This window comes from Vibrio sp. Sgm 5, from assembly GCF_026241575.1.
GTDB lineage: Bacteria > Pseudomonadota > Gammaproteobacteria > Enterobacterales > Vibrionaceae > Vibrio > Vibrio jasicida.
Genome location: NZ_JAPHPY010000151.1, coordinates 1 through 326, shown reverse-complemented (window position 1 = coordinate 326; position 326 = coordinate 1). Strand labels below are relative to the sequence as shown.

The 326-nt window shown below is 50.6% G+C and carries 2 tRNA genes; both read left to right on the top strand.

Annotated features, from left to right (window positions below):
• Positions 1 to 136: 136 nt before the first annotated feature.
• Positions 137 to 212, top strand: a tRNA-Ala gene (locus OQJ86_RS26480).
• A 41-nt stretch (positions 213 to 253) separates the two neighbouring features.
• Positions 254 to 326: transfer RNA gene (locus OQJ86_RS26475), tRNA-Glu, on the top strand.

The window sequence follows — 326 nt, the reverse complement described above, 5'->3', positions numbered from 1 at the left end:
TAGCGCTAGGGGAACCTGGCGCTGGATCACCTCCTTATACGATGATTACTCACGATGAGTGTCCACACAGATTGATATGGTTTAAATTTCAGAGCAAAAGATTGGTTCTGCATAAAATGCTGAAGCGATTTTATGTGGGGCTATAGCTCAGCTGGGAGAGCGCTTCGCTGGCAGCGAAGAGGTCATCGGTTCGATCCCGATTAGCTCCACCACTAGCTACATTGTTTCTGCTTTTAGCAGAGCAACCTACAGTGTCCCGTTCGTCTAGAGGCCTAGGACACCGCCCTTTCACGGCGGTAACAGGGGTTCGACTCCCCTACGGGATA